Below are 16,245 nucleotides of genomic sequence, written 5' to 3' on the forward strand. Positions count from 1 at the left end.
TCTTATATGCAAGATACCAGTTTTGCCATTCATCCTGGAAATGAACAAGCAAACAATTCAACTCCCTACTATGACATTGGTACTTTATTAGACTATGAAAACACTGATCGCTTCCAATTTCACTGTGAGCGTGGCTGGGTTAATCTTTCCTTCTATGCGGATGATATTGTCCGGATAACTATGAAACCGCTATCAAAACCAACCCTAGAAAGTAGTTTCGCTCTAATAAAAGCTCCTCAAGATATCGATTCTATATGTGAGGACCACGATCAGTATCTCCTGATTAAAACAGCTAGTCTTCACCTAAAAATCAACAAAAATCCTTTTCGCATTGCCGCTTATGATCCTCTGGGCCGATTGCTTGTAGAAGAAGGCGAGAGAGGAATGGCTTTTACACAAAAACAAGAAATTATCTGCTTTAAAGAAATGAATGCTGCCGACCATTTTTATGGATTTGGAGAAAAAACCGGCTTTCTTGATAAACGCGGTGAAAAAATGACAATGTGGAATACAGACGTGTTTGCTCCACATAATCCAGAGACTGATGCTCTCTATGAATCCATTCCGTACTTCATGACGATTCGGAATGGTTTTGCGCATGGAATCTTTTTTGATAACACGTATCGCAGCGTTTTTGATCTGAAATCTAGCCCAACCAGCTATTCCTTTTGGGCAGAAGGTGGAGAATTAGATTATTACATTCTGGCGGGTCCTACTCCAAAGGATGTTATTACCCAATACACCACATTAACAGGACGCATGGACATTCCCCCTAAATGGGCACTCGGCTATCATCAATCACGCTACAGCTATAAAAACGAACAGGAAGTCCGTGAGCTGGTAAGGAATTTTAAGAAGAAAGAAATTCCTGTCGATGCCATTTATCTGGATATTCATTACATGGATGGGTACCGTGTTTTTACCTTTGACTATGACCGATTTCCTCATGCCCATTCGCTGATTCAAGAATTAAAAGCAGAAGGAATTAACATCGTTCCCATTGTTGATCCAGGAGTCAAACAAGATGCCGAATACCCTATCTATCAAGAAGGCGTGCGTGAAAATCACTTTTGCAAATCTATCGAAGGAAATATTTATTTAGGGGAAGTATGGCCGGGAATTAGTGCATTCCCTGACTTTTCCAATACGAATGTACGGAAATGGTGGGGACAAAAGCAAAAATTTTATACAGACATGGGCATTGAAGGTATCTGGAATGATATGAATGAGCCAGCCGTTTTCAATGAAACAAAGACCATGGATTTATCAGTCATACATGAAAATGACGGAAATCCAAAAACCCATCGTGAATTACACAATATCTACGGGCTCCTAATGGGTGAGGCTACCTATACAGGTTTAAAAGAACAATTATCTGGAAGGCGTCCATTCGTACTGACCAGAGCTGGATACGCTGGTGTACAACGTTATGCCGCTGTCTGGACAGGAGATAATCGGAGCTTCTGGGAGCACATGCAAATGGTGATACCTATGTGCATGAATCTTGGGTTATCAGGGGTACCTTTTACCGGGCCTGATGTTGGTGGTTTTGCTCATGATACTACCGGTGAATTGCTGACACGCTGGACGCAGCTTGGTACTTTTACTCCCTATTTCCGAAACCACAGCAACCTTGGTACAGTTGCACAAGAGCCATGGGCGTTTGGGGAAGAAGTGGAGATAATCACAAAGAAATATATTGAACTACGTTATAAATGGCTTCCGCACTTATACACGTTGTTCCGTGAAGCCCATCAGACGGGTCTTCCTGTGATGCGTCCACTTGTACTGGAATATCCAAATGATCCACATACCTGCAATTTATCTGATCAGTTCCTACTTGGTGAGAATGTTTTAATTGCTCCCATCACTAGACCATCAACATACCATCGTGTTGTCTATTTGCCAGCAGGCACCTGGTATGATTACTGGACAGATACGAAATTCGAAGGCGGTACACATATCATGGTCTCTGCACCATTAGATACCCTACCGATTTTTGTGAAAGAAGGAGCAATTATTCCGGAAGCACCAGTCAAATTATCCACTAAGGTACCTGATGAGCAAATCATTATTCATATCTATCCAAGTCAACAAAAAACGGAGTATATCCTGTATGAAGACGACGGTTGTACTTTCTCCTATCAAAATAATCAATATGTAGAGAGAAAAATTACTTGTCACCACGATGAAAATCAAGTAGAAATAAACATAGAGGATATTCACACTGGCTACTCACCTTCTTGGACATCAATAATTGTCCACATACATGGAGTAGATACTATGAAAACCATCTATGTTAATGGTCAAGAAATGACAGGCTCTTATTTAAGAGATAAACATATCCTCACATTTGAACTAAGCCAATAAATAATAGAACAGTTGGGGGCGCCTCCCTGACTGTTTTTTCATGAGAGATCATAGTGAAAAACAAATGAAAGAATAAGTGGAAAGGGATGGTAACGCATGGGGGTAACAATTAAAGATGTGGCAAGGGCAGCAAATGTAGCACCATCTACAGTCTCTCGAGTCGTTGCCAACCATCCACGCATTAGCGAAAAAACAAAGCAGCGAGTCCGAGAAGCAATGGAGCAACTCGGCTATCATCCTAACTACCAGGCTCGGAGTCTCGCTAGCAAATCCTCTCAAACCATCGGGCTGGTGATGCCTGATTCAACGGATCGTATCTTCCAAAATCCTTTCTTTCCTGAAGTGATCCGAGGTATTAGCAAAATTGCCCACAGCCGCGAGTACGCTATCTGTATGTCCACCGGGGAGACAGAAGCAGAATTATATGATGGCGTTGTGAGAATGGTTCAAGGTGGTCGAGTAGATGGATTGATTCTTCTCTATTCCAAAATTAACGACCGTGTTACCAACTACCTAAAAGAACGAGATTTCCCCTTTGTAATGGTAGGAAAACCGCATATAGACATGGATGCCATTAATCATGTTGACAACGACAACTATTCAGCGGCTAAAGAAATTACCGAGTACCTTATCCAAAAGGGGCATGAACGAATCGCTTTCGTCGGTGGTTCTCCTGACATGGTGGTAACCATTGACCGTTTAGAAGGATACAAACAGGCCATCACCCAAGCTTCTCTCACCCTACATGATGAATATATTGTCCGGGAAAAAGTCTTACGAGAAGGCGGTGAGGAAGCCGCAATTGAATTAATGAATTTGCCTAACAGACCCACTGCCCTGATCGTTACCGATGATATGATGGCCTTAGGAATTTTGCGAGTACTTAACGAGATCGGGGTTCAGGTGCCTCAAGATGTTTCTTTGATTAGTTTTAATAATGCTCTGATCACGGAAATCTCCCAGCCGCCGCTCACCTCAGTGGATATTCAAATCTTTCAATTGGGATATCAGGCTGGAAAATGCTTGATTGAGAAGCTTGAACAACCAAATGAACCCACCAAACGCATTATTATTCCCTTCAAATTAGTAGAGCGAAATTCTTGCGATAACTATCGTACTTCCACCCCCAAAAAACTAAAAAAGAAAAAGTAAAAAAAGGTTGCCGACTATCTTGGCAACCTTTTTTATGCTCAATCTATCTGTTTTTATACAGCGTAGCCATTCTTCTCCAATAAGCGGGCTGCAATTTGACGTTTCAATCCAATGCTATTGATTGGATCACGACGAGTCAATTTTTTCAGAATAGATAAGCGTAAACGGAGATCATCTCCCTCTTCCATTCCTGCTAATGCTTCCTTCGCCCCTTGCTCAATCCGCTCAAAAGCTTCATGCACAAACACCGTTGTCATGTTTAGCTTGTGCTGTTCTTTGTCTGCTCCATTCTTTGCTATCGCTTTTTCAGTGCGTTTCACGGCACTATCCATAGCATACAGCTCGATTAGCATGTCGGCCGCAATCGCTAGTAGTTCTTGTTCTTGATCCAATTGCTTTTGGTACTTCATCAAAGCCGAACCTGCAACCATTAAAATGATTTTACGCGTCATATCCAACAGATGCTTTTCAACAGCCAAAGGAGCCTCTTCCAACTCGCTAGGATAGTAGCTCATCAACTCTTCCTGTAAGCCTGACGCTGCCTGCAACAAAGGCAGTTCGCCTTTCATCGCTTTTTTAACCAATGTGCCAGGAATCAATAAGCGATTAATTTCATTGGTACCTTCAAAAATCCGATTAATACGAGAGTCGCGATACATGTTCTCAATTTCGTACTCAGACATAAAGCCATATCCACCATGGATTTGCACGCCTTCATCCACACAGAAATCCAATACCTCTGAGCTGAACACCTTGTTGATGGAGCATTCAATCGCATAGTCAGCAATTGCCTTTGCTACCTCACGACCATCATTTGCTTTTTCTCCCAAGCTGGATAGAGAAGAATCGAACATACCTACCGTACGATATACAGAGCTTTCAGACGCATATACTTTTGCTGCCATCGAAGCTAATTTATTTTGAATAAGCGGGAAGTTAGCAATTGGCGTTTTAAATTGTTTACGCTCTTTTGCATATTCAGTAGCAATATCTAATGCACGTTTTGCAGAGCCTACTGTACCAACCGCCAATTTATAACGACCCACGTTCAATATATTAAACGCAATCACGTGACCTTTGCCCTGCTCACCCAATAGATTTTCGACTGGAACCTGAGCATCCTCAAAAATAACGGTACGAGTAGAAGAACCTTTAATACCCATTTTCTTCTCTTCTGGTCCAAATGATACACCAGGGAAATCACGCTCTACAATAAAGGCTGTGAAATGCTCACCATCGATTTTTGCATAGACCACAAATACATCAGCAAATCCAGCGTTGGTAATCCATTGTTTTTCACCATTTAACAGGTAATGCGTACCATCCTCAGACAGTCTCGCTGTTGCTTTAGCACCTAACGCATCGGAACCAGAACCCGGCTCTGTTAAGCAATAGGCTGCTAGGCGTCGACCCGATGACAGGTCAGGTAAGTACCGACGTTTTTGGTCGTCGTTACCAAAGTAGACGATTGGCAAGGAACCAATCCCTACATGAGCACCATGGCTTAGTCCAAAGCTACGTGCACGTGCCATTTTTTCCGTAATTAACGCAGAACTCATTTTATCAAGCCCAAGTCCCTCATATTCTTCAGGAACATCTGCACCTAATAGCCCTAATTCTCCTGCTTCTTTTAACAGGCGAACAGAATGGTCAAAATGATGATGTTCAATCTCTTCCAAATGAGGCAACACCTCATTGATGACGAAGTCTTCTGTAGTTTTTGCAATCATTTTCTGTTCTTCTGTATAATCCTCTGGAGTAAATACATCTTCTGCTAAACCTGTCTCGATCAAAAAGCTTCCACCGCGTACAATTTCTTTTACATCTGCCATGTCAATTTCTCCTTTCCATATTTAACAAGCATGATTCATGCTTTATACGTTTTCATCTTTTTTACTTACAGAATCTCAAACACCCCAGCTGCTCCCATACCGCCACCGATGCACATTGTTACAACACCGTATTTTGACTGACGTCGTTTCATCTCATTGAGTAGAGACACCGTTAATTTGGCACCTGTGCATCCCAAAGGATGTCCTAATGCGACTGCACCACCATTAACGTTCACCTTCTCAGCATCAATGCCTAGCTCACGAATAACGGCTAAAGATTGCGAGGCAAATGCTTCGTTTAACTCAAACAAATCTACATCTTGGATGCTAAGTCCAGCCTGCTTCAGGGCTTTTGGAACAGCAACAACCGGGCCAATTCCCATTACATCAGGGTCAACACCACCTACCGTAAAGGAGTGAAACTTAGCAATTGGCTTAATACCCAATTCGTCTGCTTTTTCTCTAGACATCACTAGAACGGCGGCAGCCCCATCGCTAGTTTGGGATGAGTTACCCGCTGTAACGCTACCTTTTACATGAAAGGCTGGTCGTAATTTTCCTAAGGTTTCAACATTTGTATCAGTACGTACACCTTCGTCCGTATCAAATACAAATTCTTTCTCATGACGTTTACCGTTGTCATCTACATATACCTGCTTCACTGGTACTGGGACGATCTCATCTTTAAACTTACCAGCCGCAATAGCGGCAGCCGCACGCTGATGGCTTCTTACCGCGAATTGATCCTGATCCTCACGGCTAATGCCATAACGCTGAGCTACTCTCTCTGCCGTATGTCCCATGCCCATGTAGGCTTCTGGCATCGTGTCTACCAAAGTTGGGTTCAAAGCTACCTTATTACCAACCATCGGTACAAGACTCATGCTTTCCACACCACCTGCAATGATGACATCAGCACCACCGCACATGATTTGTTGAGCTGCATAAGCGATACTTTGTAAACCAGATGAACAAAAACGGTTTATCGTAATCCCTGATACATTGGTCGGCAGTCCAGCACGAAGACCGATTAAACGAGCCATGTTGGTTCCCTGTTCCGCTTCTGGCACTGCATTCCCAATAATAATATCCTCAATCAACGCCGGGTCCAGATTCGGAACACGGCGAAGCAAATCCTCTACGACATATGCGCCCAGATCAACTGGATGAACATCCTTTAATGAGCCGCGCTTTGACTTACCTACAGCCGTACGTGCTCCTGCCACGATGACTACTTCTCTCATGCTTTCTCCTCCTTCTTTTCCGACGCTTGTTTAGTTACGCAACGGTTTTCCCTTAGCAAGCATATGTTGCATGCGCTGTTGTGTCTTTTGTGTTTTGATTAATTCAAGGAAGCCCTGGCGCTCAAGTTCAAGAATATACGTTTCGTTAACCTGCGTACCTGCTGGGACATCTCCCCCAGACATGATCCGAGCAATTTTCGTTGCAATTAATTCGTCGTGCTCACTGATCATGCCACTTTCACGCAATCCATAAATGTTTTGACGTAATGAGGCATACCCTGTCGTTCCGATAGCTGGAATCTTGCGTTCAACAGGAGCTGTATATCCTCGTTTATCAAGCTCTAGTACGGCTTGTTTAGCATCATATAACAGATGATCCTGATTTATAGAAACACGATCGGTCGGACGCATATAACCTAATTTAATGGCTTCCTTACCGCTAGTGGATACCTTAGCCATGGCAATTGTCTCAAATGCACGTGCCACAAATGGGAAAGCATCGACAGGAGTAGGAGTTCCACTCGGAATGTTTTCCATCGCCCTAAATAGCATTTCTTTTGTACCACAAGCTCCAGGCAATACCCCAACACCTACTTCAACAAAGCCAAGATAGGTTTCCGCCGCTAATTGCACCTGATCAGCCATATAACAAATCTCTACTCCGCCACCAAGCGTCATTCCGAACGGTGCGGCTACTACAGGGCGAGGCATTGTACGTATTCGGTTAACGGTGTTGTGGAATTTCTTAGCCAGCATATCTAGCTCAAACCAATTTTCATCTTGTGCTTCCATTAAAGCCATTGCTAGGTTTAGGCCAACACAGAAGTTCTTGCCTTGGTTTCCAATAACCATGCCGGTAAAGTTTTTCTCTACCTCATCTGCTGCCTTGTTGAACATTTGTAAAATATCCACACCTAGTGCATTATGCGGCGTAGTAAATTCAAAGCAAGCTACTCCATCACCTAGATCAATTAAGGACGCACCTGCATTTTTGACAATCACTTTGCCCTGTTCTTTTAGAGCAGCTAGATTAATGATTTCTTTTTTCTCTTCTAACTCCCTAAAGGCCCCGCCAATATGGAAAGCCGCTACCTTGCCTTCAGCTTGTTCATAGAAGGAGGTTTTGCCACTAGCTAATAGCTCCTCTACCAACGCTGGAATCGTTTCGCCCTCTTCTCTCATACGAGCCACTGATTTCTCAAGACCTATGGCATCCCATGTTTCAAAGGGACCTAGTTCCCAACCAAAACCCCATCTCATTGCTTTATCTACCGAAACAATGTCATCAGCAATCTCTGGTACTTTTGCTGCGGCATACAGCATCGTCTTTTTCAATACGTTCCATAAAAATTCGCTGCCTTTATCTTTTCCATACACGATCGCCTGTAATTTCTGTGGCAATGTTTTCGCTTGTTTAGCAGCTTCCAGTGAAGCAAACTTCGCTTTTACCCTTGGCTTATATTCCAACGTATTCGTATCTAAAACTACTATCTCTTTTCCTGCTGCCGTTTTTTCTTGCTTAAAGAAGCCTTGACCAGTTTTTTGACCTAACCAGCGATTTTCCACCATCTTGGTAAGTAGCTCAGGGATTTCAAACATGGCCTTTTCGGCTTCATCCGTTGCTTTATCACGAACATTTTTTGCAACGTGCACATACGTATCCAGACCTACCACATCCAAGGTCCGGAACGTTGCACTTTTTGGACGACCAATTACTGGACCTGTAAGAGCATCTACTTCGTCTGCTCCTAATTCGAGACGTAGCATTTCCTGAATGGACACTTGTAGACCATATGTACCAACGCGGTTGGCAATAAAATTCGGTGTATCCTTACAAAGAACAGTTCCTTTTCCGAGTACAAATTCTCCAAAATGCATCATAAATTCAACTAAGGCTGGATCAGTATGCTCACCTGGAATGATTTCTAAGAGCTTTAAATAGCGAGGCGGATTAAAAAAGTGTGTTCCCAGGAAGGATTTTTTGAATTCTTCTGAACAATCCTGAGACATTTCATTGATGGAAACACCCGAAGTATTAGAGGATACAATCGCGCCTGGTTTACGATAAGCTTCTATTTTAGCAAATACCTGCTTTTTCACGTCTACATTCTCGACAACAACCTCAATGATCCAATCCACTTCTTTTAGTTTGTCTAGATCATCCTCCAAATTGCCTACTGTGATGAGGGAGATGGAATCTTTATCATACAGAGGCGCTGGCTTTTCCTTTAGCAGTCGATCACGACCCGCTTGTGCAATACGATTACGAACAGCTGGGTGATCCAGCGTCAATCCCTTCTTGCTTTCATCCTCCGTCAATTCACGCGGTACGATATCCAGTAGATAAGTAGGGATACCTACGTTAGCCAAATGGGCAGCAATACCAGCTCCCATGACCCCTGATCCCAAGACCGCAGCTTTGTTAATTTTGCGTTCCATGAAGTCTCCTCCTTCATATGCCTGTATCATTGGCTTTGATTTTAGCAGGTAGGCAGATTTGGTGTCGTTTTTACATTTGAATGAATGCTCATTCATTATCTGCCTATAAAAACATTCCACAAAAATCGTCTTATTTTTTCGATTCTGTGGAATGTTGACATTTGCTACCAATTAAGTGATTGTTCAGCTTCATTGTAAACCAAATAACCATACCTTGCAATCCTATTTTCTGAATTTGACCACTATTTGATTAAATTCTACAACCCTGTAAAGGATTCATCGCGTAGCATCGTTAATTCACCCATAAAGAAAGCTAATTCATCTGTTTCTTCCAGCTTGCCAGCTTCTTGAAGCAATTCAAAACGACGAAGCATAATATTCGCGAAATCTTGAATTTGAACAGGTGTCGCATCAGGGTCTACAGTGTCATGAATATTAATGCTTTCTACCCCTTCATAATGCGTAATTATACGAAAATCACCAAGCTCACCTAGATATTCCGTTGAATTATATTTAGATGTCTCCAGTTTCATAATCATACTCATAATATCAGCGGCTTGGGAGCTATGAAAAGCAACTTGGAAAAAGTCACGACCCTTACCATCTTTTGTTTTTACAAGCAGTACGTCATACGTCATTAATTTTCTTTGTTTATTTCCAAATCCGAACATGCGTTATTACCACCTCAAAATAACGGGGGATCCCCCCTATTTTCAATGCTTATCCCTTTTATGATAGTGGGAAAACAGTCAACAAACAACCCCTCGTCGTTCTTTTTTCCGTTTTCTCGCTTGAATATTGTCTTATCATAACCATCTCTTTCTTACTCCATGCTTTTTGTTAGTAAAATCTAACGGGTTTGAAATCGACTTTCTACTCAAAAGCTAGCAGAAAAGGAGAAAATGGTGAGGTGATTGGTTATGCACAAAAAGTGGGTTATTCCGTTGATAGTAGCTCTAATTGTAGCAGGGACAACGGGATGTAAAGGTGGTAAACCACCAGAGCAATCAAAGAATACCAGTGAAAAAGAACAGAGTCAGAAGGCAGAGAAAAGCGTTAAATCACAAAGTACTGCCAATAAACACAAGGGAAATTCCACTACATCTGGCGGAAAATCAGGCCACATAAAAATAGCCGACACAAAAAAGGAACAAGCTAAATGGCAAACGACAGCAATGGCTCATATGGAAACAAATCTCAATGATGTGTCGGTTTTCTTACAAAAAGCCGAACAGGTAATTATTGACCTAGAATATTTCGCTGCCACCCTTCCTGATGGCAAAGAAATGAAAGAAGATGGACTCATTTATCGGCAATTGCCAAAGCCTTATAATACTAGGGATGGAATTCTTGCTTTCTTTCAGCAGTATTGGAGTAGACCATTGGCAGTTACTTTATACGATCATTTAGATACGAAAATCGTTGATGGAAATGTGTATCTTTCTACTTCTACAAGACGCTATCCTGTATTTATCACTACCCAAAATATGAAAGTCTCCGTTGAAAATAATGGATTAATTGTAGAAGTGACAGGGATTTCACCTACTACTGCATCCTCTCGCTCGCTTGTCCGTTATCACTTGGGGCGGGATCATGAATCCAAACGGTACGAAATAACAAAACGCTCTGGTATATATGGACAGGAAAATTTCCAGTAACGTCCCTTGACATTTTCCTGTCCTCCCCATCATAATGATGTAAATAATCATACTTCATCGCTTTGAAGGGAAATAGTAAAGCCCCCTTTCTGCTCCAGAGAACGTGATCCATTGGCTGGAAGATCGCGTGCATGAGACAGCTTGAACCCATCCCAGAGCGGCTAGGGACGACCTAGACAGGACTCTTTCCCCTGTTATCAAGGAAAGCGCTTATAGGCCTATTTATGGCTTTCTTAAGTGTAAAGATAGATGGCGATCCATGTAAGGTTGGCTCGACATTTAATTAAGGTGGTACCGCGAAAGTAAACCTTTCGTCCTTATGTTTTTCTAAGGATGGAAGGTTTTTTTGTTTGTTAGAGATGAAAAAGGAGAGCAGATCAACATGAATCAAACTGGAAAAATGCGCATTGTGGTGAAAGTAGGAAGCAGTTCCTTAGCAAAGAAACAAGGCGGTTGCGATCAGCAAAAAATGAGTCTCTTGGTAGATGCCATCGCAGCTCTGCGTGGTGAAGGACACGAAGTAGTACTCGTGAGTTCTGGAGCTGTAGCAAGTGGATATTGCCTGCTTGGCTATGAACAACGACCGAGAACTATTGTGGCTAAACAAGCCGCAGCAGCCATCGGACAAAGTATTTTGATGGAGCATTACTCAGCTTTGTTTGCAACCTATCGCTATCATATCGCACAGATTCTGTTGACTCGCAGTGACTTCTCTAATCAGGAACGATACCGTCATGCGTTTCAAACGATGTCACTACTCCTCTCACGGAACATCACTCCTATCATTAATGAGAATGATACTGTCTCCGTTACAGAGTTAACGTTTGGCGATAACGATATGTTAGGTTCATTAGTGGCTGGTATGTTACATGCTGACATCTACATCATTTTGACTGATACAGACGGTATTTATGATAAAGACCCAAGAAATCATCCTGACGCAAAGCGTTTCGACAAGGTCGCTACCATTACAGACGAAATCAAAGCAGTAGCAGGTGGTTCTGGTTCATCTCTTGGTACCGGGGGAATGCAGTCAAAAGTAATCGCTGCTGAGACTGCTTTAAAAGTCGGCACACGTACATTTATCGGTCGATTATCCTCAAAAGATAGTTTATTACACGTCATCAATGGAATTGGGGAAGGAACCTATATTGGAGATTTTGGTGAAATGGATTCTGACACCGCTTCTCCTCATTCTGCTGAAAAACGTGAGAGTGTTTCTACACAAAAGCAGTGGATTGCCCTACATTCCGCTATCGCTGGTCGCTTGCATGTAGATGCTGGGGCCCAAGAAGCTATCCAGCAACGTAAAAGCAGTCTACTGCCAGCAGGAATTACCAGTGTGGAAGGTGACTTCTCTCAAGGGGATGTTGTTGAAGTTTATGCTCCTGCTGGTTTAATTGGCCGAGGTGTCTGTCGGTATGATAGTGAACTGTTGCGTGAAATCATTAGTGAGCCGCAAAAGGAAAAACCTATTACAGAAGCAATCCATCGAGATCAATGGGTATCGCTACCTCATCTCATACAAAAATAAGCAGGAAAAAGGAGTGGAAAAAATGAGAGAAGGAAACCAACAAACGAAAGTAGCTTCCCAGCAGGTCGTTGACCAAGTTACTAAACAGGCAAAATTAGCTCAACATGCCTCACGAAAATTAGCCCTTTTGACTAGTGAACAAAAGAACGCTGCATTACGCGCTATAAAAGAACAACTTGTAGCTGATCAGGCTTATATTTTAGCTGAAAATAAACATGATGTAGACAAAGCAATAGAAAGCGGACAGCTCAATAGCTTAATTGATCGTCTCAGTCTAACCCCTGAACGTATTACCGCCTTGGCTGATAGCCTAGAGGATCTAGCTGTTCTCACTGATCCAATTGGCGAAACAACTGCTGAATGGGTACAAAAGGATGGTTTATCTATTCGTTCCGTTCGTGTACCACTAGGGGTAGTCGGTATGATATATGAAGCACGTCCTAATGTTACAGTGGATGCGGCCGCAATCTCACTAAAAACGGGAAATGCCGTAGTACTGCGCGGCAGTGCCTCTACCACTCGTTCTAATCTAGCTTTGGTTAAAAGTATTCAAACCGCCCTACAAAATCTAGGGCTACCACCTGAAGCTGTCCAGTACCTTGCTACGACCGATCGAGCGGCCGTAGATGTCATGTGCAGCCTCCATGGAATTATCGACGTAATCATCCCCCGTGGAGGAGCATCGCTAATCAATCGTGTTGTGAAAAATTCCATTGTGCCTGTTATTGAGACAGGAGTGGGTAACTGCCATATTTTCATTGATCAAACAGCTGATTATTCCATGGCCCAGGCCATCGTGCAAAATGCTAAGCTAAGTCGTCCTGCTGTATGTAATGCTCTTGAATCTTTACTTATCCATCAGGATTTTGGGCATGATCAATCAACAGCTCTTTTGACCTCCCTTCTTGATGCAGGAGTAGAGCTACGAGCATGCGAACGAACGATTGCTTCCCATCCGGAGTTACGCGATCGTCTTGTCTTAGCTACCGAGCAAGACTGGCATGCTGAATTCCTAGATTCAATCCTAGCTGTTAAAATAGTTACCAATATAGACGAAGCTTTAGAACATATCGCTACCTATGGCACAAAGCACTCAGAATCTATCTTGACCAAGGATCAAACGCAAGCAGAACGCTTCTTGCAAGCTGTAGATGCTGCTGTTGTTTACCATAATGCTTCCACTCGTTTTACAGATGGTGGGGAATTTGGTTTTGGAGCTGAAATTGGAATCAGTACACAAAAATTACATGCTCGTGGTCCCATGGGACTAACAGCTTTAACTTCAATTAAATACCGTGTCTTAGGGAACGGACAAACGCGGTAATATTCATTCACGAAAGGAGATCTCTCTCATGAACAATCATCAAGCTAACCAGATATGCCAACAACTACACGTGGGTTTTATGGGAGCAGGTTCCATCGTAGAAGCCATTGTAAAAGGTATCACAGCTAAACATTTACTACCTGCTAGTAGCATCAATGTGACGAATCATTCAGATGATGCTAGGCTCCGTGAGCTGCAAGAGCAGTACGGGGTAATCCCAACTCGTGATTTATCTGCCATGCTTCTACAATCTCAAGTATTATTCTTAGGAATGAAACCAAAAGACGTAGCCACAGCATGCCAAACCTTACGTGATTACGTAACACCGGATCACTTAATTATCTCGGTCATTGCCGGTGTCCCTACCTCCTCTATTCAGGAATGGCTCGGAGTAGAATGTCCAATCATTCGAGCGATGCCAAACACATCTTCGGCCGTAGGTTTATCTGCAACTGGAATGGCTGCTGGTAAATATGCATCTGCACACCATCTAGCCATAGCAGAATGTTTATTTCAGTCAATCGGTCAGGTGTGTACAGTCCCTGAACAAGAATTAGATATTATCACTGGTTTATCGGGAAGTGGTCCCGCTTATATTTATTATCTCGTTGAAGCGATGGAAGGTGCTGGACAACAAGCAGGTCTTTCACAGGAGATGTCCCGTGAGCTAACAGTGCAAACCTTGCTCGGCGCTGCGCACATGTTGTTAGCCACCAAAGAAGAACCAGCTGTTCTGCGCAAAAGAGTAACTAGCCCCGGTGGAACTACACAGGCAGGGCTAGAGGTTTTGCAATCGCATGGTTTTAAACAAGCCATAACAGAAGCGGTTTTACGGGCAACTGAACGTGCACGAGAGCTAGGAGCACCATATCGGTAAAAGGACGTCTACGGACTTCTATTAGTATTTTCCCTATTACTTGTTACTGTTACCTGCTTCCCTCCCTCGCTTGACCAATCCATGCTATACTGAATAAAAAAGTGGAGGAGGGAAGTTTGTGCAAGTATATGCTCTCTATGGCCCTAGTGGTACAGGTAAAAGCACCAGTGCATTAAGTCTCGCTCACTCACGTCACATCGATGCCATCATTGATGATGGGATTCTCATCTATGAGGGTCGTAAGGTTGCAGGCTACTCAGCTAAATACGAAAAAACAAAAATTCGTGCAGTAAAACGCGCTATATTTCACTTTTCAGATCATGTCGATGAGGTACAGCGCGTTTTGCACAAGCTTCCTATAGAGAAGATTTTAATTCTAGGCACTTCAACACGGATGATCGGAAAGATTGTAACTGCGCTTGATTTGCCAGAAGTAACGGAATACATACCAATAGAAGCGATCAAGCCTGAAAAAGAGATTGAAGCAGCACGCTATGTTCGCGAAACAATGGGTCAGCACGTAATTCCTATCCCACGCGTAGAAGTAGAAAAAGATTTGTTTAAACGTATTGTCGATTCAGCGTGGCAAATCTTTTCCTCTAAAAAACACGTGGGCGAAACCACAGTTGTTCAACCTTCCTTTTCTCAAGGTCGTATCCAGATTCATGAACAGGTATTGCGTAAGTTAGTACAGCAGGCCTGCTATCGAAATAACACTGTCGTGAAAGTCCACAAGGTAGATTACACATTTCAAGCTATGCCTCGCCTGCAAGTTACATTGGCTGTACAGGCAATGCTCGGAGAAGATTTACGTTCTCGGTTAATTGAGTTACAGCATCAATTACAGGAGGAGTTAGAATACTACTTATTTATTGCTCCAGCCAGCATTGACTTTGAAATTACTACTTTGCAATTCGTCCAAGCTACAACCGACAAGTCAAATTAAACATGTTCCTTTTTAACAGGTATCATAGAAGCAAAACCATAAGGAACAACGAAAGAGTAGCCCTTTCCTTACACGCCGCTTTGGCTTAGGAAAGGGCTTTTTTGTCTTGTATGAAACCTTCTCTTCAAACAAAAGCTATCTTTGTAAACTGTCTATAATTTGAAAGGAGGCTTTCCCTATGCAAACAATCTCTTCTACATTAGCTAACGCCCAAAATCAACAACTTCCATTTCCAACTCCGCCTACGATCATTACAGGAAAGGATTTAAGTTATCTAAAGGATGCATTGTCTTGGGAGTTAAACGCTTTTAAGAAGCTCCATTTTTTCGCACAGCAGGTACAGGACCCTCAGATAAAAGACCTGTTGAACAAAACGGGCTACATGCATCAAATGCATTATGAACAACTGCTAACACACCTTACTATCAACAATACAAGCGTCACAGAATCCTTGCCACAAATGCAATAATATCAAGGAAAGGGAGGTATGTCTCCATGCAGAATAAACAGATTGCTAATCCGCAATCCAACCAATTGCCACAAGTCAAAGGACCTGAGATGAATGATCGGGATTATATCAATGATGCGCTTAGCACCTGCAAATATTTGACAGACAGCTTAAATGATGCGGTACGGGAAGCGAGTCACCAGCAATTACATGAAACCTATTTGCAATTATTAACGGAAACTCATCAATCAGCCCGTGAATTGTATAATTGTATGTTCCAAAAGGGCTGGTATAAGCTTGAAGTGGAAGATCAACAAAAAGTAACACAAGCTCATCAGCAATTTAGCGGATATTCGACTCAATTTCCATATAACCATTAATCAACAACGAAAAGCTTATCGTAGACTTTTTAAGACACGTA

General features: G+C 42.5%; 13 protein-coding genes. 9 read left to right on the plus strand and 4 right to left on the minus strand.

The window, feature by feature from the left end; all coding sequences use genetic code 11:
• Positions 1-6 precede the first annotated feature (6 nt).
• Together ACQV1I_RS22170 and ACQV1I_RS22175 are read left to right on the plus strand one after the other, a co-directional pair.
• On the plus strand, positions 7-2,370 hold the full coding sequence (locus ACQV1I_RS22170) for a glycoside hydrolase family 31 protein (protein WP_116334291.1): 2,364 nt from the start codon (positions 7-9) through the stop codon (positions 2,368-2,370).
• A gap of 96 nt (positions 2,371-2,466) precedes the next feature.
• Positions 2,467-3,522 (plus strand): LacI family DNA-binding transcriptional regulator, encoded by a 1,056-nt coding sequence (locus ACQV1I_RS22175; protein WP_094700472.1) that lies wholly within the window; start codon positions 2,467-2,469, stop codon positions 3,520-3,522.
• A 53-nt stretch (positions 3,523-3,575) separates the two neighbouring features.
• Here ACQV1I_RS22175 and ACQV1I_RS22180 read toward each other — a convergent pair whose 3' ends face one another.
• The 4 genes from ACQV1I_RS22180 to ACQV1I_RS22195 all read right to left on the minus strand — a co-directional run bounded on the left by ACQV1I_RS22180 (position 3,576) and on the right by ACQV1I_RS22195 (position 9,708).
• A complete protein-coding gene (locus ACQV1I_RS22180; RefSeq protein ID WP_116334292.1) occupies positions 3,576-5,354 on the minus strand; it encodes an acyl-CoA dehydrogenase family protein in 1,779 nt (592 codons plus the stop codon).
• 65 nt (positions 5,355-5,419) lie between these two features.
• The gene (locus ACQV1I_RS22185; RefSeq protein ID WP_094700470.1) at positions 5,420-6,598 is read right to left on the minus strand and encodes an acetyl-CoA C-acetyltransferase; all 1,179 of its coding nucleotides are present in this window, start codon (positions 6,596-6,598) and stop codon (positions 5,420-5,422) included.
• A gap of 30 nt (positions 6,599-6,628) precedes the next feature.
• A complete protein-coding gene (locus ACQV1I_RS22190; protein ID WP_104030840.1) occupies positions 6,629-9,037 on the minus strand; it encodes a 3-hydroxyacyl-CoA dehydrogenase/enoyl-CoA hydratase family protein in 2,409 nt (802 codons plus the stop codon).
• A 257-nt stretch (positions 9,038-9,294) separates the two neighbouring features.
• A complete protein-coding gene (locus tag ACQV1I_RS22195; RefSeq protein ID WP_094700468.1) occupies positions 9,295-9,708 on the minus strand; it encodes a hypothetical protein in 414 nt (137 codons plus the stop codon).
• A gap of 249 nt (positions 9,709-9,957) precedes the next feature.
• Between ACQV1I_RS22195 and ACQV1I_RS22200 the strand changes: the two genes are divergently transcribed.
• The 7 genes from ACQV1I_RS22200 to ACQV1I_RS22230 all read left to right on the plus strand — a co-directional run bounded on the left by ACQV1I_RS22200 (position 9,958) and on the right by ACQV1I_RS22230 (position 16,204).
• Positions 9,958-10,695, plus strand: a complete 738-nt coding sequence (locus ACQV1I_RS22200; RefSeq protein WP_116334293.1) for a hypothetical protein — start codon at positions 9,958-9,960, stop codon at positions 10,693-10,695.
• A 382-nt stretch (positions 10,696-11,077) separates the two neighbouring features.
• Positions 11,078-12,229: a glutamate 5-kinase gene (gene proB / locus ACQV1I_RS22205; protein WP_035311883.1), complete on the plus strand. Its 1,152-nt coding sequence runs from the start codon at positions 11,078-11,080 to the stop codon at positions 12,227-12,229.
• Between the two features lie 22 nt (positions 12,230-12,251).
• A complete protein-coding gene (locus ACQV1I_RS22210; RefSeq protein ID WP_094700466.1) occupies positions 12,252-13,553 on the plus strand; it encodes a glutamate-5-semialdehyde dehydrogenase in 1,302 nt (433 codons plus the stop codon).
• A 28-nt stretch (positions 13,554-13,581) separates the two neighbouring features.
• On the plus strand, positions 13,582-14,430 hold the full coding sequence (gene proC, locus ACQV1I_RS22215; protein WP_094700465.1) for a pyrroline-5-carboxylate reductase: 849 nt from the start codon (positions 13,582-13,584) through the stop codon (positions 14,428-14,430).
• 118 nt (positions 14,431-14,548) lie between these two features.
• Positions 14,549-15,376, plus strand: a complete 828-nt coding sequence (locus tag ACQV1I_RS22220; protein WP_116334294.1) for a hypothetical protein — start codon at positions 14,549-14,551, stop codon at positions 15,374-15,376.
• 178 nt (positions 15,377-15,554) lie between these two features.
• Complete coding sequence (locus ACQV1I_RS22225) at positions 15,555-15,845, plus strand: rubrerythrin family protein (protein ID WP_094700463.1); 291 nt, start codon at positions 15,555-15,557, stop codon at positions 15,843-15,845.
• A 26-nt stretch (positions 15,846-15,871) separates the two neighbouring features.
• Entirely contained in the window at positions 15,872-16,204 is a 333-nt protein-coding gene (locus ACQV1I_RS22230; RefSeq protein WP_094700462.1) for a spore coat protein, read from the plus strand.
• Positions 16,205-16,245: the final 41 nt, after the last annotated feature.

Origin of the sequence: Brevibacillus sp. JB24b, assembly GCF_051713385.1 — a bacterium.
GTDB classification, from domain to species: domain Bacteria; phylum Bacillota; class Bacilli; order Brevibacillales; family Brevibacillaceae; genus Brevibacillus_B; species Brevibacillus_B laterosporus.

What these genes read in the sequence shown, in the direction of transcription:
- ACQV1I_RS22170 (WP_116334291.1), top strand. Translation starts at nt 7, where the DNA reads ATGCAAGATACCAGTTTTGCCATTCATCCTGGAAATGAACAAGCAAAC.
- ACQV1I_RS22175 (WP_094700472.1), top strand. Translation starts at nt 2,467, where the DNA reads ATGGGGGTAACAATTAAAGATGTGGCAAGGGCAGCAAATGTAGCACCA.
- ACQV1I_RS22180 (WP_116334292.1), bottom strand. Translation starts at nt 5,354, where the DNA reads ATGGCAGATGTAAAAGAAATTGTACGCGGTGGAAGCTTTTTGATCGAG.
- ACQV1I_RS22185 (WP_094700470.1), bottom strand. Translation starts at nt 6,598, where the DNA reads ATGAGAGAAGTAGTCATCGTGGCAGGAGCACGTACGGCTGTAGGTAAG.
- ACQV1I_RS22190 (WP_104030840.1), bottom strand. Translation starts at nt 9,037, where the DNA reads ATGGAACGCAAAATTAACAAAGCTGCGGTCTTGGGATCAGGGGTCATG.
- ACQV1I_RS22195 (WP_094700468.1), bottom strand. Translation starts at nt 9,708, where the DNA reads ATGTTCGGATTTGGAAATAAACAAAGAAAATTAATGACGTATGACGTA.
- ACQV1I_RS22200 (WP_116334293.1), top strand. Translation starts at nt 9,958, where the DNA reads ATGCACAAAAAGTGGGTTATTCCGTTGATAGTAGCTCTAATTGTAGCA.
- proB (WP_035311883.1), top strand. Translation starts at nt 11,078, where the DNA reads ATGAATCAAACTGGAAAAATGCGCATTGTGGTGAAAGTAGGAAGCAGT.
- ACQV1I_RS22210 (WP_094700466.1), top strand. Translation starts at nt 12,252, where the DNA reads ATGAGAGAAGGAAACCAACAAACGAAAGTAGCTTCCCAGCAGGTCGTT.
- proC (WP_094700465.1), top strand. Translation starts at nt 13,582, where the DNA reads ATGAACAATCATCAAGCTAACCAGATATGCCAACAACTACACGTGGGT.
- ACQV1I_RS22225 (WP_094700463.1), top strand. Translation starts at nt 15,555, where the DNA reads ATGCAAACAATCTCTTCTACATTAGCTAACGCCCAAAATCAACAACTT.
- ACQV1I_RS22230 (WP_094700462.1), top strand. Translation starts at nt 15,872, where the DNA reads ATGCAGAATAAACAGATTGCTAATCCGCAATCCAACCAATTGCCACAA.